At 59.2% G+C, this 16188-nt stretch carries 16 protein-coding genes and 1 pseudogene; 11 read left to right on the top strand and 6 right to left on the bottom strand.

The window, feature by feature from the left end; translation table 11 throughout:
• Nucleotides 1–116: 116 nt before the first annotated feature.
• On the bottom strand, nucleotides 117–1235 hold the full coding sequence (locus HQ843_RS04115) for a LacI family DNA-binding transcriptional regulator (protein WP_246710273.1): 1119 nt from the start codon (nucleotides 1233–1235) through the stop codon (nucleotides 117–119).
• A 167-nt stretch (nucleotides 1236–1402) separates the two neighbouring features.
• Between HQ843_RS04115 and HQ843_RS04110 the strand changes: the two genes are divergently transcribed.
• The 10 genes from HQ843_RS04110 to HQ843_RS04065 all read left to right on the top strand — a co-directional run bounded on the left by HQ843_RS04110 (nucleotide 1403) and on the right by HQ843_RS04065 (nucleotide 10790).
• Nucleotides 1403–2389 (top strand): ABC transporter permease, encoded by a 987-nt coding sequence (locus HQ843_RS04110; protein ID WP_180899695.1) that lies wholly within the window; start codon nucleotides 1403–1405, stop codon nucleotides 2387–2389.
• A 65-nt stretch (nucleotides 2390–2454) separates the two neighbouring features.
• Nucleotides 2455–3465, top strand: a complete 1011-nt coding sequence (locus tag HQ843_RS04105) for a substrate-binding domain-containing protein (RefSeq protein WP_180899696.1) — start codon at nucleotides 2455–2457, stop codon at nucleotides 3463–3465.
• Nucleotides 3466–3579: 114 nt separating this feature from the next.
• Nucleotides 3580–5124, top strand: coding sequence for a sugar ABC transporter ATP-binding protein (locus tag HQ843_RS04100; protein ID WP_246710272.1), 1545 nt, complete (start codon nucleotides 3580–3582; stop codon nucleotides 5122–5124).
• The gene (locus tag HQ843_RS04095) at nucleotides 5121–6170 is read left to right on the top strand and encodes an ABC transporter permease (protein ID WP_180899697.1); all 1050 of its coding nucleotides are present in this window, start codon (nucleotides 5121–5123) and stop codon (nucleotides 6168–6170) included. Before HQ843_RS04100 ends, HQ843_RS04095 begins: the two co-directional genes overlap by 4 nt.
• Nucleotides 6171–6194: 24 nt before the next feature.
• Nucleotides 6195–7193, top strand: coding sequence for a dihydroxyacetone kinase subunit DhaK (locus HQ843_RS04090; RefSeq protein ID WP_180899698.1), 999 nt, complete (start codon nucleotides 6195–6197; stop codon nucleotides 7191–7193).
• A 13-nt stretch (nucleotides 7194–7206) separates the two neighbouring features.
• Nucleotides 7207–7845: a dihydroxyacetone kinase subunit L gene (locus HQ843_RS04085; RefSeq protein ID WP_180899699.1), complete on the top strand. Its 639-nt coding sequence runs from the start codon at nucleotides 7207–7209 to the stop codon at nucleotides 7843–7845.
• A 107-nt stretch (nucleotides 7846–7952) separates the two neighbouring features.
• On the top strand, nucleotides 7953–8831 hold the full coding sequence (locus HQ843_RS04080) for an NAD(P)-dependent oxidoreductase (protein WP_180899700.1): 879 nt from the start codon (nucleotides 7953–7955) through the stop codon (nucleotides 8829–8831).
• A gap of 327 nt (nucleotides 8832–9158) precedes the next feature.
• Nucleotides 9159–9404: a hypothetical protein gene (locus HQ843_RS04075; RefSeq protein WP_180899701.1), complete on the top strand. Its 246-nt coding sequence runs from the start codon at nucleotides 9159–9161 to the stop codon at nucleotides 9402–9404.
• Nucleotides 9404–10534, top strand: a complete 1131-nt coding sequence (locus HQ843_RS04070; protein WP_180899702.1) for a thiolase family protein — start codon at nucleotides 9404–9406, stop codon at nucleotides 10532–10534. Before HQ843_RS04075 ends, HQ843_RS04070 begins: the two co-directional genes overlap by 1 nt.
• A gap of 16 nt (nucleotides 10535–10550) precedes the next feature.
• On the top strand, nucleotides 10551–10790 hold the full coding sequence (locus HQ843_RS04065) for a Zn-ribbon domain-containing OB-fold protein (RefSeq protein WP_180899703.1): 240 nt from the start codon (nucleotides 10551–10553) through the stop codon (nucleotides 10788–10790).
• A 58-nt stretch (nucleotides 10791–10848) separates the two neighbouring features.
• On the opposite strand, the pseudogene HQ843_RS04060 reads toward HQ843_RS04065, so the two are convergent.
• From HQ843_RS04060 to HQ843_RS04040, 5 genes and pseudogenes are all read right to left on the bottom strand, one after another.
• Nucleotides 10849–11028: pseudogene (locus tag HQ843_RS04060) on the bottom strand (integrase core domain-containing protein); the annotation flags it as partial.
• Nucleotides 11029–11194: 166 nt separating this feature from the next.
• Complete coding sequence (locus HQ843_RS04055) at nucleotides 11195–12469, bottom strand: TRAP transporter large permease (protein ID WP_180899704.1); 1275 nt, start codon at nucleotides 12467–12469, stop codon at nucleotides 11195–11197.
• Between the two features lie 9 nt (nucleotides 12470–12478).
• The gene (locus HQ843_RS04050) at nucleotides 12479–12982 is read right to left on the bottom strand and encodes a TRAP transporter small permease (protein WP_180899705.1); all 504 of its coding nucleotides are present in this window, start codon (nucleotides 12980–12982) and stop codon (nucleotides 12479–12481) included.
• Nucleotides 12983–12987: 5 nt separating this feature from the next.
• The gene (locus tag HQ843_RS04045; protein ID WP_180899706.1) at nucleotides 12988–13962 is read right to left on the bottom strand and encodes a DctP family TRAP transporter solute-binding subunit; all 975 of its coding nucleotides are present in this window, start codon (nucleotides 13960–13962) and stop codon (nucleotides 12988–12990) included.
• 36 nt (nucleotides 13963–13998) lie between these two features.
• On the bottom strand, nucleotides 13999–15147 hold the full coding sequence (locus HQ843_RS04040) for a mandelate racemase/muconate lactonizing enzyme family protein (protein ID WP_180899707.1): 1149 nt from the start codon (nucleotides 15145–15147) through the stop codon (nucleotides 13999–14001).
• 91 nt (nucleotides 15148–15238) lie between these two features.
• Between HQ843_RS04040 and HQ843_RS04035 the strand changes: the two genes are divergently transcribed.
• Nucleotides 15239–16141, top strand: a complete 903-nt coding sequence (locus HQ843_RS04035) for a LysR family transcriptional regulator (protein WP_180899708.1) — start codon at nucleotides 15239–15241, stop codon at nucleotides 16139–16141.
• Nucleotides 16142–16188: the final 47 nt, after the last annotated feature.

Raw genomic sequence — 16188 nt, 5'->3', positions numbered from 1 at the left:
CTATCTGGCTCACAAACGCGTTCATCCCTGCCGTGGATGAACGCGTTGGGTTGCCGGGCAAGGCAGATGCGACCGAATGGTTTGATTGAAGGCTGGCCGCGGACGGGAAGAGAAAATCAGCCGGATGCGCTCGAAACCAGCACCTGTTTCGGCTTTTCATTTTTCTGATAACGGTCGCTGACGCGCACGACGAGTTCGGCGCCGACCAGGATCTTAACCGAGGGCTGACGCTCCGAGGCGTTGATGAGATCGCTGAGGACCGCAATTGCTTGGTAGCCGATCTTGCGTTTGGATACGTCAATCGTCGTCAGCGGCGGATCGGCGGTGGCGCTCATTGGCAGATTGTCGAACCCGATAATCGAGACGTCCTCGGGAATGCGGATGCTATTCTCGCGCAGTGCCTTGGCGAAGCCATAGGCAATGATGTCGTTGGTACAAAAATAGCACTCCGCAGTCGGAGCGCCGGTTGCCAGATAGGCGAGCGTCTGCTCATAGGCTGCTTGGAACGTCGACTCCACGGAGAGTATGTAGGCCGGGTCGACGACCAGCCCCAGGCGTTCCATGTTGGAATGAAAAGCGTTGCGGCGAAGCTCGAAATTCGTGGTTGCCGTATGGCTGCCGATAAAACCGATTCTTTCGAAACCATTGGCGCGAAAGCGCTGCAGCACCTTGTAGACGGCATCGGCATTGTTCATGTTGACGAAATTCGCCTCAACAACTTCATGGAACGTATCGATGAACACGCTCGGCAGTCCGACGCCCTGAATCATGCGAATGTCGGCTTCACTCAGTTCCGTTCCCAAAACGACAATGCCGCGCACCGAAGCGCCGGTGAGCGATTCTGCGATCGTCCGCATCGGCAGGCCTTCATAGCTGACAACCTCTAGCGTATAACCGCTACGTAGCGCTTCTTGCGACATACCGTCGATATAATCGGATATGAAATGGCTGTGGTCGCGGTTTACGGTTTGTCCGTGCTTGGCGATCTTAAGAAAGCGCAAAGTTTCGCTGGTCCCGGCGGTTCGCCCTTTTGATTTACGCGGCACATAATTGAGCCGTGAAACCGCTTCGAGCACGCGCAAGCGTGTTGCCTCCGAAATCTCGCCCTTCCCGTTGAGGACAAGAGACACCGTGGCCGCCGAGACGCCTGATGCCTTGGCGATGTCCCGAATCGTCAGTCCTTTTTTTGTATTCATGCTTCTTAAGTCGCTCATCGGCACGTGGGTTGCAACCATGCACGCAAACTGTTTTGTTTAGTGATTATTTTAGGAAGTTTGTCATGGTTTTGACGACCAAGAAAGGAAAACCGCCAAAATACTCCTCGAAAAACGCTTGTTGCCGCACTTTTCCTCTGATATCTTTACTAAAGGGCAGGAATATTTAGTAAACGAAAGGATGGGAAATGCGTTGGCTTGATGGCCAGTTCGTGATGCTTTTTGCCATTAATATCGCTCTCCTGGTGGTTGGCGCTCTAATCTCGAACGGCACTTATCTATCAATCTTCAATCTTCAGTCCATGGCGGGCCAGGTGCCGGAAATCGGCCTTCTGGCAATTGGCGTCGGACTCGCAATGTGCGCGGGCAATGGCGGCATCGATCTGTCGGGCATATCGCTTGCCAATCTCTCGGGCGTCGTTTCTGCACTTGTCGTTACGCAAATCATGTCGCCGAGCGACCAGCCGATGGGTTTCACGATCGCCTTCGCTGCAGGCGCAATCGCGGTAGGATTTCTCGGCGGACTTCTAAACGGATTACTGATTTCGTTTCTCAAGATAACGCCGATCCTGTGTACGCTCGGCACGCAGATGGTCTTTACCGGGCTTGCCGTTATCTTCTCCGGGGGGCGCGCGGTCACGGTCGGCAGCCCTGATCCACTATATAACCTGGGCAACGGCTATCTGTTCTCGGTACCGATAGGCTTTATCATTTTCATCGCGATAGCCACGGTCGTCGGTCTCGTGGTCCGGTTCACGCCTTATGGCAAATGGCTGATGCTCGGCGGCTCGAACCTCACCGCCGCAACCTTCGCCGGTTTTCCCAAGCGGGCGGTGATCACCGCGACCTACACGCTCAGCGGCACACTGGCCGGCGTGGCAGGCGTCATCATCGCGGCGCGCAACGTCAATGTGAAATGGGATTACGGCACGTCATACCTGCTGATCGCCATCCTGATCGCGGTGATGGCCGGGGTTCGCCCGGATGGCGGCTATGGCCGCGTGATTTGCGTCGTGCTGTCGGCGATTGCGCTGCAGTTGATGTCCAGCCTGCTGAATTTCGGTGGTCTTTCCAACTTCGTTCGGGACTTCGCCTGGGGTGCGCTGCTCCTCGCGTTCCTGATCGTGGGCCGACACAATCTCGTCGGTTCTCTGTTTCCGAGAGGAATTCGCTAGCTCGTCCGGCGAGACCCCTCACGCGGACGGGAATATTGGTTCGAGGGAAAAAAGTGGAGGAATCAATGAATACTCATCTGAAGAAAATCGTTGCGGCATCGTTGTTCGCGGCAACGGCAACTACCGGTTCGGTCGGTATCGCCGTCGCGCAAGACAAGCCTGACATCGCAACCGTGTTCAAGATCAGCGGTATCCCGTGGTTTGATCGCATGAACACCGGTGTCGAGGAGTTCGCCGCGGAAAATCCGGACGTCAATGCCGAGGGTTACGGACCTGCCACCGCTGATGCCGCTCAGCAACTTCAGATCATCCAGGATCTTGTCGCCAAGGGAGTCGATGCACTCGCTGTCGTGCCAATGGACCCGGCCGTGATCGAGGGCACGCTGCGGCGCGCCATGGACCGTGGCGTTATCGTGGTTACCCATGAGGCCGACAACCAGAAGAACACCATGGTCGATGTCGAGGCCTTCGACAATGACAGCTATGGCACCGCGCTGAACGAACGCCTAGCCGAGTGCATGGGCGGCGAGGGCAAGTGGACGACCTTCGTCGGTTCGCTCGGCAGCCGCACGCATATGCAGTGGGTCGGCGCTGGCGAGGAAAACGCCAAGAAGTATCCTGGTATGGAACTGGTCGATCCAAACAATGAATCGTTCGACGATGCCAACGCCACGTATGAAAAAGCCAAGGAAGTCCTGCGCAAGCACCCCGATATCAAGGGCTTCCAGACCTCAGCCGGCAATGACGTTCTCGGCGTCGGTCGTGCTATCGAGGAAGCCGGACTTGCGGGCAAGGTATGCCTGGTCGGCACGGGTCTGCCAGCGCCGTCTGCAGCCTATCTGGAATCGGGTGCGATCACCGCAATCGGCTTCTGGGATCCGATGAAGGCCGGCATGGCCATGAACTCGCTGGCGAAGAAGCTGCTCAACGGCGAAGAGATCGTCGATGGCATGGATCTCGGCGTCGACGGCTACCATAATATCACGGTCACCCAAGGCGTTGGCGAGGGCCTGTTGGCGATCGGTGACGGCATGGTGCTTGCCGACAAGGATACCTACAAAGACGTTTACTTCTGATCCAACCCGCTCCTCCCGAGCAAATCGCCGGGGCGCACGGTTGTGCGTCCCGGCACCGCGAATGGCGTTGTCCGGTAACGGGAAAGACCGGATGTTGATGAAAGGAGTCGGGGCGTGAACGAAGCATCCTCCAATGGCAACCTTTTTCTCCAGTTGCGCGGTATTCACAAGCGTTATGGCGGTGTGCATGCCCTGCGTGGCGTCGATATGAGTATCGAGCCAGGAGAAGCCTATCATCTTCTGGGAGAGAATGGCTGTGGCAAGAGCACTGTGATCAAGGTGATGTCAGGGGCGATCTCCCCGAGCGAAGGCGAGATTTTCCTCGACGGCAAGCGCTATGAGGCACTAACTCCGATTCAGGCGCTGAGCGCCGGGATCGAAACCGTCTATCAGGACCTTTCGCTGATCCCCAATTTCACGGTCGCGGAAAATGTCGCGCTCAGTGAGCAACTGGTGATGGGCAATGGCCGACTGGTGCGCTTGTTTGACCGCAAGCGGCTGCGTGAAACTGCGACCAGGGCACTCGACGCGGTCGACCTGCCGACCACGCGCATTTTCCTCAATACCGTGGTTTCCGATCTGCCGCTTGCGCAGCGCCAACTGGTCGCCATCGCCCGCGCGATTGCCACCAACGCCAAGCTGGTGATCATGGATGAACCCACCACCTCGCTGACCCGGCGCGAGGTAGAAAAGCTGATTACGGTGGTCAACCGGTTGCGGGCAGAGAATATCGCCGTGCTTTTCGTCACGCACAAGCTTGAGGAATGCTACCGCATTGGCGGCCATGCAATCATTTTTCGCGATGGTGAGTGTGTGGCCCAGGGGCCGCTGGAAGACTACACAAAAACTGAAATTTCCGAACTGATGACCGGGCGCAAGATCGACTCGATCCGCTATCGCACGGGAAAGCCTTCCGATGAAGTTCTGTTTTCCGCCGAGGCGCTGTCTGGAAATGGCTTCCAGGATCTGACGCTCTCTTTGAAGAAGGGTGAGATATTGGGCATCACCGGCCTTGCCGATTCTGGCCGAAACGAACTGGCTCTGGCGATTTCCGGCGTGGTGCCGGCGGTACGCGGGCGCATGCAGATCGATGGCGAACCGCTCACGGTCCGCCGGCCTTCCGATTCCATCGCTCACGGCATTGGTTACGTCCCCGAGGATCGGTTGGGAGAGGGCCTGTTTCTGGAAAAGTCGATTCTCGACAACGAAATTGCCCTCATAGTCGCCAAACTCGCCAATCGCTTCGGGGTAATTGACAACAAGGAAGGCCGTGCCGTTGCTGCCGGACTGTCGGAGGAAATGAAGCTCAACACGCGCGACATCGACCTTCCTGTCGGGGCGCTTTCCGGTGGCAACCAGCAACGCGTGCTGATTGGCCGCTGGCTCAGTATCGCGCCCAAGCTGCTGGTGCTTCACGGCCCGACTATGGGAGTCGATGTCGGCTCCAAGGATACCATCTATCGCGTGATTCAGCGTCTGGCCGAAGCTGGAATGGGCCTGATTGTCGTCAGCGACGATCTGCCGGAACTGCTGCAGAATTGCGACCGCATTCTCGTGATGTTCGGCGGACGTGTGTCGGCGAGTTTCAGTGCCGAGGAGGCAAGTGAAGATGGCCTCTACCAAGCGATGACGGCACCGGATCTGGAGGCCGCGCAATGACGTCTGGGAATGCCGAGAAAGCCGTATCGCAGAAGATCGGGCCGCAGAAGACCGGGCGTGAGGGCTTCAGACTCCGCACCTTTCTGAGCAATCGCCCCGAGATGATCACGCTGGCGCTGCTGGTGATCATCTGCGTTGTCGTCTCAATCATCAATCCCGATTTCCTGCAACCGTCGTCGCTGATCGATATCGGCCGCGCCAGTGTGGTCATCGGCCTGTTCGCGCTCGGTGTTTTCGTCATTCTCGCCGCCGGCGGCATCGATGTGTCATTCACCGCCATCGCAGCGCTTTCGATGTATTCGGTCACGCTGGTCACGGTGAACCATTTTCCGCACATGCCGATGGCGATCATCGTGCTGGTGGCTACATTGGGCGGGATGCTGCTCGGTCTCGTCAATGGCATACTGGCCTATCATCTGCGGGTTCCGTCGCTGATCATCACCATCGGAACGCAATATCTGTTCCGTGGCATCTTGCTGGCCTTCATCGGCACGGTCTGGATCATGGAACTGCCGCCTCAGATGGTTGGTTTCGGCAGGGCGGCGCTTCTGGAATTCCAGAACGGCAATGGCGCGACCGTCACTCTGCCGATTTATTTTCTCGCTCTGCCGGCAGCAGCGGTGGTTACTTGGTGGATACTGAATCGCACGCTGATGGGCCGTGCCATCTTTGCCATCGGTGGTAATGCAGGCGTGGCCGAGCGGCTCGGCTACAATCTGCGCACCGTCCAGCTTTTTCTGTTCGGCTATGCCGGAGCGCTGGCGGGGCTAGCGGGAATCATCCACGTGGCCAGCAACCGGCTTGCAAATCCGTTCGATCTCGTCGGCAGCGAAATACCCGTCATTGCGGCGGTGGTCCTCGGCGGTGCGCGCATCACCGGCGGCACGGGAACGGTGTTCGGCACCATTCTGGGCGTCCTGCTGGTCACCGTGCTCAACAACGTTCTCGTCATGGTCGGCATCCCCAGCACCTGGCAGAGATTCGTCGTCGGCTTTTTCATTCTTCTCGCAGCGGCCTTCTTCGTTACCCGCCAGCGGCAATCGTAAACTCATCTATGAAAGCATAATCCCATGAAGAAGTTCATCAATGACCCCGTAAACTTCGTCGAGGAGATGTTGGACGGCATTTATCGCGCCCATCCGGCTGTCACCTACACAGCCGACGACAGGCACTGCCTTGTGATCGCCACCCCAATGCCCGGCAAGGTCGGTATCGCCACCGGTGGCGGCTCCGGCCATCTGCCGCTGTTTCTCGGTTATGTGGGCGACGGCATGCTGGATGGCTGCGCCGTTGGCGACGTGTTTCAATCGCCGAGCGCGGAGCAGATGCTCGAGGTTACGAAATATATCGATCAGGGCGCTGGCGTTCTCTACATCTATGGCAACTACACCGGCGACATCATCAATTTCGACATGGCTGCGGAGCTGGCCGAATTCGAGGACATCCGCGTCACTTCCGTTGTCGGCAATGACGACGCCGCCTCCTCTATCGTCGGCGAGGAACATAAGCGCCGCGGCGTGGCCGGCATCTTCTTCGTCTACAAGGCGGCCGGAGCGGCCGCTGCCGAAGGAAAGAACCTCGACGACGTGACCCGCATCGCCGAAAAAGCACGGCTTAACACACGTACCATGGGGGTGGCATTGTCGAGCTGCATCGTTCCGGAGATCGGCAAGCCGACCTTTGAGATCGGCGACGATGAAATGGAGATCGGCATGGGCATCCATGGCGAGCCCGGCATCAGCCGGCGTAAACTGGAGCCGGCCGACGATGTGGTCGACGAATTGATGGCGCGCATCTTCGCCGAGCAGGATTACGGCGAAGGCGACGTGGCCGTTCTGGTCAACGGGCTGGGCGGCACGCCGCGCGAGGAACTCTATATCCTCTTCCGCCGCCTGTCGCAGCTTCTGGAAGACCGCATGATCAAGGCGAAGCATGTCTGGATCGGCGAATATGCAACCTCGATGGAGATGGCGGGCGCCTCGATTTCGATTCTCAAGCTGGACGACGAACTGGAGCGGCTGATCGCCGCGCCCGCGAACACGCCGTTCTTCACGCATGTAAAGCTGTGACCGGGAGGCAATGATGGAACGCGTAAATGCCGAGGGGCTGGCTGGAATTATCGCCGGACTGGCGCAGACATTCGCCGACAAGAGGGACTTTCTGATCGCGCTTGACGGCAAGGTCGGCGACAGCGATCTGGGCATTACCATGAGCAAGGCATTCGCCGCCGCGCGCGATGCCGTCAACGCCGAGCAGGAAGTGTCGATCGGCAAATATCTGCGTGTCGCCGGCATGGCGATGGCCAAGGCCGCGCCATCCACCATGGGAACGCTGATGGCCACGGGTTTTCTGCGCGGAAGCAAGGCGCTCGACGACGGTGAGAATATCGGAACCGCCGAAATGGCCATATTCTGGCGCGCTTACCGCGACGGGGTCGCCGAACGCGGCAAGGCCAAACCCGGCGACAAGACGGTGGTTGATGTGCTCGACCCCATCGCCACCAGCATGGAAGCCTCCGCCAAGGCTGGCGAGACGCTGCCGGAGGCAATGGACAATGCCGTCTCCGCTGCCCGCGCGGCGCTGGAAAACACCAAGACGATGGTGGCGCAGCACGGCAAGGCGGCGGCGTTTCAGGAAAAGTCGATGGGCCTTCAGGACGCCGGCGCCACGGTCGCGGTCATCATCATCGAATCCATGGCGGAGAGTGTTTCAGGTGCTTGAGCCGGTGGGGCCTTCTGTCGGAGGGCGCTGTCTGCCCGATTAAAGCCACGCGCCAGCGATCCGTCGCCGCGTGCCCGACCGAAATCGCTCAGGAAGAGGAGTGAAATATGGATATCGCATTTGTTGGCCTTGGAATTATGGGGCAGGGCATGGTTCGCAACCTGTTGCGGGCCGGCCACGACGTTACGGTCTGGAACCGAAGCCTTTTTGATCTGCCGGCCGACCTTGCTGGGGCAAATCGCGCGCCGAACATAGCTGCGGCTATTGCAGGTAAATCTTTGGTCATGGTCTGCGTCACCGGCCCGGATGCCCAGCGTGCGATCTATTTCGGCGACGACGGGTTGATCGCCCATCTGGACAGCGGTGCGATTGTCGCCGACGCGACGACGACCGATCCGGCCGTTTCTCTGGAAATCGCCGCGGCAATCGAGGCCAGGGGCGGCTCCTATCTCGATACACCGGTCTTCGGCAGCAAGGGGGAGGCCTGGGACGGACGACTGGATTTCGTTTGCGGCGGCGCAAAGGAAGCATTCGACCGGTCCCTGCCGGTACTTGAGCCGCTGGCTGCGAGCGTTCACCATTTGGGGGCATCCGGCAATGGCGCGGCGATGAAGCTGGTCGGCAATCTGCTCGTGGCCGCCCAGATGGAATCGCTGGGCGAGGCGCTGTCGCTGGCGATCAAGTCCGGTCTCGACGGCGATGCCGTGATGGGCGTTTTCGATGTTACCGACTACAGTTCGCTTTTGATACGCAATGTCGGGCGCGCCACGCTCGGCAATGATTTCGCTCCGAGCTTTTTCCTGCGGCACATGCTCAAGGACACGCGGCTGGTGCGCGACTTCGCCCGGCTGAAGGAGGTTCCTGTTCCCATAACGGCGGCGATCAGCGAGCTTTACACCGCCGCCCTCAACAAGGGGCTGGGTGACCTGAACGCCTCGGCGCTGCACAAGATGCAGTTCGAGATGGCGGGGGTATCTACGAGTTAGTATGAAGTGTCTTGACAGGGAATAATATTTTAAGAGATGTATCGTTCTGCCCCTTTCGCTTGCGACGTTGTCCGGATCGGAGGCAACTCCGATCGATCTCTCAAATTCATTGGTACGGGACCGCACCGGTCGACCGCGTCACTCACTACGTCAACATTCTCGAAATGGCTGGCGACAGCAATCGTCTCGCCCAAAGCCGTGCCTGAAAGGCTGGCTGAAAACCTTCAAGAAATCACAAACGCAGGTATGAGACCCCCGCTCGGGCTACGCCTGTCATTCGGCGCGGCACCGAGACCCCACACGCTTTAGATATTTCAAAGACTTATCGTGCCGATCGGCGTCGAACCCCTATGCCGGTTTACACCCTACCCGGGTGCACCTCGCAAGGTGTCGATCGCTGGAGTGCCGATCAAGATGGAAAAAACCCCAGGCAGCGTGCGGAGTCCTGCGCCGTTGTTAGGGCAGCATACACGGGAGATTTTGCAGCAAATGCTCAATTATAATGATTTCGAGATCGACGCACTTATCGCGCAAGGTGCCATCGGCGACATGACGATTCCGGAGATCGCTTGATGGATAATGAGCTCAAGTCATTAAGGGATCAGATTGCCGTTGTTGGAGTGGGTACGACCGCCTATGGCAGCTTTCCTGAAACTGACGATTACGGATTGGGCGCAGCAGCCTTCAAACAGGCGCTGGATGACAGCGGCCTCGAGAAAAAGGTGATAGACGGTCTGCTTGTTTGCCGCGTTCCTTATTACGGGCGCATGGGGGAGATGCTTGGCTTGGACCCACGCTGGACCATGTCGCTCCCTCCGCACGGACGAATGTCTGGAATGGCCGTCATTGAAGCAATGATGGCATTGCATTGTGGCGCGGCAGACTATGTCGCCCTCATCTACACGAATATCGGCAGGTCGCGCCGAATGAATTACGGGGGCGAGGAAACCGGCTTTTGGGACCCGTGGGGCTTTACCTCTCCCGGAGCCGCGCACGCCATGATGTTCCGCATGCATATGGAGAAGTACGGCACCACAACGCGCCAGCTTGCCGAGGTGTCCGTTGCGTTCCGAAAACACGCCTTGCTCAACCCCGATGCAGTGATGAAAAAACCGATGACGATCGAGGACCACGAAGAAAGCCGGCCCATCGTCGAACCCTTGAGGCTCTTCGACTACTGCCTGATCAATGACGGCGCGGTCTGCATGATCATGACCACCAAGGATCGGGCGAAGGACCTCAAGCAAAAGCCGGTCCTCATCAGTGGTATTGGGGCCCAGGAATCTTTCTCCGAAGCTTCCATTTCCAATTTTGCACTGGATTTCTGGCACGGGGCGACCAGCAAGGCGGGTGCTGAAGCTTTCGCGATGGCCGGGGTCGGGACCAACGATATCGATGTGTTGCTCGCCTATGACAACTTCAGTCCGACCGTCTTGTTCACGTTAGAAGGGCTTGGATTCTGCGGGCAGGGCGAAGCCGGTGGATTCGTTGAAGGCGGTACCCTGGCACTTGGCGGCGAGTTGCCCACGAACACCGACGGTGGACACCTGTCCAATTCCTATATGCAGGGCTGGGCCCTCAATATCGAAGCAGTGCGCCAAGTTCGTGGAGATTGTGGCGCCCGACAGGTGAAAGATTGCGAAGTCGCGCTCTACGCCCAGGCTACTCCGTGTTCGCGCGCTATCGTTTATACGGCTGGCTGAGCAACAGGAGAGACCAATGACGAGTTATGACAAACCTCTGCCTGATTTGGACGATGTGCATGCGCGGCCATTCTGGGACCACGCGGCGCGGGGCGAACTGACGATCCAGCGCTGCAATTCTTGCGGAGATCGACATTTTCCGCCCACGCCGATCTGCCGGGTCTGTCTCAGCGAGACGCAGAGCCCGGAAGTCGTCAGCGGCAAAGGCAAGATTTTGTCCTGGGTGACATTCCATCAAATCTACTGGGAAGGCTGAAGTGGCTCGGTTTGTTTGAACAGGCAGATGGTCGTTCTTAAGTGGTTTTCGGCCTTGTTTATGCTGCCGCCGCTATTGCGGGCAGCGCGTTGAAGTAAGCCTGATCGGGTGTCTTGCGGTCAAGCGATGAATGCGGACGGCGGCTGTTGTAGAAGGTCAGATATCGTCCGATACCCGCCCGGGCTTCGGCGACAGACTTGTAGGCGTGAAGGTAAACCTCTTCATATTTGATAGACTGTAAATCGGGATAGGGGTTCGACGCCGATCGGCACGATAAGTCTTTGAAATATTTGCAGCGTGTGGGGTCCCGGTGCCGCGCCTAATAACAGGCCCGGCCTTCCGCGATGCCGCTTTTGTCCGTTTTCGCCGGAAACGCTTTCAGCGCGTGAAGGCATCAATTCCCGTCAACGGATCATTTGCAGAATTCCAAGGCTGATCGCCGGCAGATAGGTGACGAGCGCGAGGCATGCGAGGATGACGAGAACCAGGGGAACCAGATGCGGGATCATGCGATCCAGCGAGACCTTGCCGACGGCGCTGGCGGCAAAAAGGTTGACGCCGAATGGCGGCGTGATCATGCCCATGGCAAGGTTCATGATCATGATCATGCCGAAATGAACCGGATTGATGCCGAACGACATCGCGACCGGGGCCAGGATCGGCGCCAGCACCACAATCGAGGCCGAGGTTTCGATAAACATGCCGATGACGAACAGGAAGGCGTTGACCGCGAGCAGGAAGCCCAGCTTGCTTTCGAAATTGAGCACGATCCAGTCGCCGATGGCCGCGGGGACGCCGGCCCGCGTCAACACGAACGAAAAGAGGCCGGCCATGGAAATGATGAACATGATAATGGCCGAGGACAGCGCGGACGCGCGCAGAACGCCGATCAGTGCGCGAAACGAGAGGTCGCGATAGATGAAGACGCTGACGACCAGCGCGTAGGCCACAGCCATGATCGAGGCTTCCGTCGGCGTGAACACGCCGCCATAGATGCCGCCGAGGATCAGGACCGGCATGAACAGCGCAAGTGTCGCGCCACGGAGGCTCTTCCAGAAGGGCTTGCGGACAATGTCACGCGGCTTTTCGTGACTGGAGAACCGCGTCCAGATGACGACATAGATCGCAAGCGCCGCGGCCACCAGAAGGCCCGGCCCGAGACCGGCGATGAACAGGTCGCCGACGGGAGCGCTCGCGGAGACGCCGTAAAGGATCATCGGTATCGACGGCGGAATGAGAACGCCGAGCTCGGCCGAGGTGGCCTGAAGCGAGGCGGCATAGCCGACCGGGTAATTCTGCCGGACCATGGCGGGGATCAGGATCGCGCCGATGGCGTAGGTGGTCGCGACGGACGAGCCCGAAACCGCCGCAAACACCATGCAGACGACAACGCAGGAGATCGGCAGGCCCGCGCTGCGGCGGCCGACGACACTCTCGACAAGGTCGATCAGCCGGCGCGAGATACCGCCGGCGGCCATGATATTACCGGCGAGGATGAAGAACGGCACGGCGGCCAGCGGAAACTTGTCGAGCGCGACAAAGGCCTGCTGGGGAATGACGATCAGCGGAAGGTTGGTGAAGCCGACAATGCCCAGCATGCCGGCGAGACCGATCGCCACGGCGACCGGAACCGCCATCACCATCAGGACAATCATGGCTGTGATCATGACGAGAAGCATGGCGGCGTCCTATTCAGAGAGAATATGCTGGTCGCGCGGCGGCGGATCGATCAGATGGGCGAGCAGCGCCAGCATCGAGAAGGCGGACCCCATCGGGAGGGCTAGATATGCCCATGCAGCCGAGATGTTGAGCCCGGCAATCGTCTGGAAACGCACGCGGGTAACCAGTTCGATCCCGAACCACGCCAGGACGCCCAGCAGGCAGAATACCGCGGCCGCGACCACCAGACGCAGGAACCGGCGCGTCACGTCCGTGCCGAGCCGCAATGCCAGGTCGACCGCGATAAGGCTTCCGGCCCGTATCGCTGCGGCCAGCGCAAGGTAAGTCATCCAGATCAACGCAATCTGAATGAACGGTTCCGTCCATGCTGCCGAGCGCAACAGGACGAAACGCGCGAGCACCTGATAGGCGCCCGCCGCGAATGCCAGTGTCAGGGCGACGCATCCAAGTGAGAGTGCGATCTTGGTGATCGCACTCTCGATACGAAGCAGGACCGGTATCAAACCGCGCATCGTGTTCACTTGGTTTGCGCGATCGCATTCAGGCGATCCGCACCGAACTGCTCGGCGAACTGGTCATAGAGGTCGTCGAGTTTTTCGCGGAAGGAGGCCTTGTCCACGTCCTCGATGACGGTCACGCCCTGGGCCCGGAGTTCATCGAGCCCTGCGGAAAGGCCGTTCTCGACTTCTTGCCGGTTGCGGAGCATGGCGTTTTCGGCTGCGGTCTTGATGATCGCCTGATCTCCGGTATCCAGGCTGCTCCACACGGACGGCGAGATGAGGACGACCAGCGGCGTGAACGCATGGTCGGTCATGCTCAGATATTTCTGCACCTCGCCGAAGCGGTTGTTGAGAATGGCGCCGACCGGGTTCTCCTGCCCGTCAACCACGCCCTGCTGCAAGGCCGTGTAAACTTCGGGAATGGCCATTGGCGTGGGCAATACACCGAGCGCCTCCCATACGGCGATATGCATGTCGTTTTGCTGGGTGCGGATCTTGAGCCCTTCGACATCCGCCGCCGTTTGCACCGGCCGAACATTATTGGTCAGTTCACGGAAACCCATCCCGCCATAAGCCAGGCCCACAAGACCCTGATCGGGCATCTCGTCAAGGATTTCTTGACCGATGGGACCAGTCAGCACAGCCTCGGCATGGTCGAAATCGCGAAACAGGAACGGAATGTCGAAGACCTTCATATCCGGTACGAAATTGGCGACGACCGATGTTGACGGCACGGCCATCTCGACGGTTCCAAGCTGAACGCCTTCGATGACGTCCCGGTCTCCGCCCAGCGCGCCGCCGCTTTGGACGCGCACCTCGATGCGTCCGTCCGTCGCCTTTTCAACCTCGTCGGCGAATTGGCCCATGGCGACGACTTCAGGGGCTTGCGGGCCTCCGACGAGACCAACATTGAGCGTGTAGTCGGCGGCGAGCGAAGCCATCGGCATGCTTCCCGCCAGAATGAGCGTTGCGAAGATAGTGCGATAGGTCATGGTTCATTCCTCCCTGATTGATTCAATAAACAGAATTCACTCCATCACCCAATGGCGGGTGATGAATGGCTCTATACTTTCCCTGTTGATATCGCGACCCAGGCCCGGACCATCGGGAATGGCAATGTGACCGTCGGCATCGGGCAGATCAGCGAAGATCGCCTCGCGCAATGGGTTGTGGCTCATGTCATATTCGAGCATCGGCATCGGAAGGCTGCCGGCCCGAGGGCGCAACAGCGCGCAAACCTGAAGCGCTGCAAGCATGTTGATACCGGTGCCCCAGACATGCGGCGCGATCTTGACCCCGAAGGCGTCGGCAAGCGCGGAGATCCGCAGCGTCTCGGTAATCCCGCCGCAAAGTGCGGGATCAGGCTGCACGATATCCAGCGCTTCGGCCTGAAGACTGTCGCGGAAGGCTTGCACGCCGCAGAAGGATTCCCCGCCCGCGACCGGCAGGTTCGAACGGCTCGCCATACGTCTGTAGCCCGGCAGGTCGTCATGCGGAAGAGGCTCCTCGATCCATCCGAGGCGACAGTCCGACACGCGCCGCGTCAGTTCCATCGCATCGTGCATGGTGCTGGCCTCGTTGAGATCGATCATCAGCGGTGCTTCTGGACCGACGATCTCGCGCGCCAGGCGGATCGCCCGTTCGTCTTCTTCAAGCGAGACGCCGACGCGGATCTTGAAAGCGCGAAAGCCGAGGTCGCGGTAGCGCTCCAGCGCCGCGCCGAAACCGGCATAGCGATCATTTCCCGCGACAAGAAGCGGACCGCTGGCATAGGCCAGTACTTTTGCGCGCAGAGCGCCGCCATGCAGCGCTGCAACCGGGAGCGCCGTGATCCTTCCGAAAAGATCCCAGCAGGCGATATCGATCGCGCTGATCGCCATATGCGCCTGGCCGCGTCGGTCAGGCACAACGCGTTGCAATAATGCCTGTTGCAACGCGAGCGGGGCGTCAGCAGCGCTACCGATAGTGTCGGGAACCAGGACATTCTGGATGAAGGCGCTGGCGGTTTCCGGAAATGCCCATGTTTCGCCCCAACCGACATGGCCGGCCTCGGTAGTCAGCCGGATCAGCAGCGCGCCGCGACGGCGAAAGGCACGCAGGGCATTGCCCGCCGGCTCGGGCATATCGCAAGCGACTTCAAACCCTTCGATCCGCGAGATCCGATCACGCTCGGCCATTTTTCCTCCCTGAACTATCTCTCTCCGCATTAATATATTGTATGTTCTTTTTCCAATCGGATTATTTGAGCTAAACACATAGGAAAAGTTGATGATTCGAATGACACTGGCCCAACTGGAAGCTTTTTACTGGACGGTAACACTCGGCTCCGTCGAGGCGGCATCGCAACGGCTCCACCTGAGCCAGCCATCCGTGTCACAAAGGCTGAAATTGTTGCAGTCACAATTCGACATGCCATTGACGGAACGTCAGGGGCGCGGCTTGCGGATAACCCCGTCCGGACAGGAGGTACTGTTCCGGGCCGAACGTATCCTGAGGGAAGTCGAGGAGATGGAATCGGCCTCTGAGCCGGCGCAACTGCGTGGTCCTGTCAGGATTGGCGTCGCAGAGGGACTGGCGCTGGTGTGCCTCCCTCTGTTGATGCAGCAGTTGCGTGATCGCCATACCCTGCTGAAACTGGAGATCGCTGTCGGCATTTCTTCAGACCTCGAGCCGCGACTTCAGAGCCACGAGCTCGATATCGCATTTCTGGTGAACCCGAGCGAGCATCCGGATTTCACGCTCTCGCCCATGGGGTTGCAGGAAACAAGCTGGGTCGCGGGCGCCAACTGGTCGTTGCCTGACCTCGTGCGGCCGCGCGACCTGATCGACGTGCCGATCGTCACCAATGATCCGGGGAGCATCAATTTCCGGCAGGTCAAAAGCTGGTTTGCGTCCGCCGGCCTCGCCCCGCAAAGAGAAGACATCTGCAGCAGCGTCTCGATGCTGGCCCATGTGGTTACGAGCGGCGCGGCGGTCGGTGTTCTGCCGGTTCGCATGACGGAACCTTATCGGCTGCGCGGCGAACTCAGAATTCTGCGCACCAGCCCGGCCATACCGGCCACCCCGATCCATGCGAAATTCAGAACGCAGGGCGTGGATCCGGCAGCGCGTGCCGTTCTGGGGGTTATGCGGCAATTGCTGGAAGGGCTCGGCTATACCGGTAACGATTGAATTCTGGCGGAACGACGCTGCCGTTTTCAGCGCTCTTTCACGTTGTG

This window comes from Martelella sp. NC20 (assembly GCF_013459645.1).
GTDB lineage: Bacteria > Pseudomonadota > Alphaproteobacteria > Rhizobiales > Rhizobiaceae > Martelella.
Note: the sequence above shows the minus strand (reverse complement) of the source record. Positions and strands in the feature narration are given on the sequence as shown.

Coding starts and splice junctions, on each gene's coding strand:
- HQ843_RS04115 (WP_246710273.1), bottom strand. CDS start 1,235: ATGGTTGCAACCCACGTGCCGATGAGCGACTTAAGAAGCATGAATACA.
- HQ843_RS04110 (WP_180899695.1), top strand. CDS start 1,403: ATGCGTTGGCTTGATGGCCAGTTCGTGATGCTTTTTGCCATTAATATC.
- HQ843_RS04105 (WP_180899696.1), top strand. CDS start 2,455: ATGAATACTCATCTGAAGAAAATCGTTGCGGCATCGTTGTTCGCGGCA.
- HQ843_RS04095 (WP_180899697.1), top strand. CDS start 5,121: ATGACGTCTGGGAATGCCGAGAAAGCCGTATCGCAGAAGATCGGGCCG.
- HQ843_RS04090 (WP_180899698.1), top strand. CDS start 6,195: ATGAAGAAGTTCATCAATGACCCCGTAAACTTCGTCGAGGAGATGTTG.
- HQ843_RS04085 (WP_180899699.1), top strand. CDS start 7,207: ATGGAACGCGTAAATGCCGAGGGGCTGGCTGGAATTATCGCCGGACTG.
- HQ843_RS04080 (WP_180899700.1), top strand. CDS start 7,953: ATGGATATCGCATTTGTTGGCCTTGGAATTATGGGGCAGGGCATGGTT.
- HQ843_RS04070 (WP_180899702.1), top strand. CDS start 9,404: ATGGATAATGAGCTCAAGTCATTAAGGGATCAGATTGCCGTTGTTGGA.
- HQ843_RS04065 (WP_180899703.1), top strand. CDS start 10,551: ATGACGAGTTATGACAAACCTCTGCCTGATTTGGACGATGTGCATGCG.
- HQ843_RS04055 (WP_180899704.1), bottom strand. CDS start 12,469: ATGCTTCTCGTCATGATCACAGCCATGATTGTCCTGATGGTGATGGCG.
- HQ843_RS04050 (WP_180899705.1), bottom strand. CDS start 12,982: ATGCGCGGTTTGATACCGGTCCTGCTTCGTATCGAGAGTGCGATCACC.
- HQ843_RS04045 (WP_180899706.1), bottom strand. CDS start 13,962: ATGACCTATCGCACTATCTTCGCAACGCTCATTCTGGCGGGAAGCATG.
- HQ843_RS04040 (WP_180899707.1), bottom strand. CDS start 15,147: ATGGCCGAGCGTGATCGGATCTCGCGGATCGAAGGGTTTGAAGTCGCT.
- HQ843_RS04035 (WP_180899708.1), top strand. CDS start 15,239: ATGATTCGAATGACACTGGCCCAACTGGAAGCTTTTTACTGGACGGTA.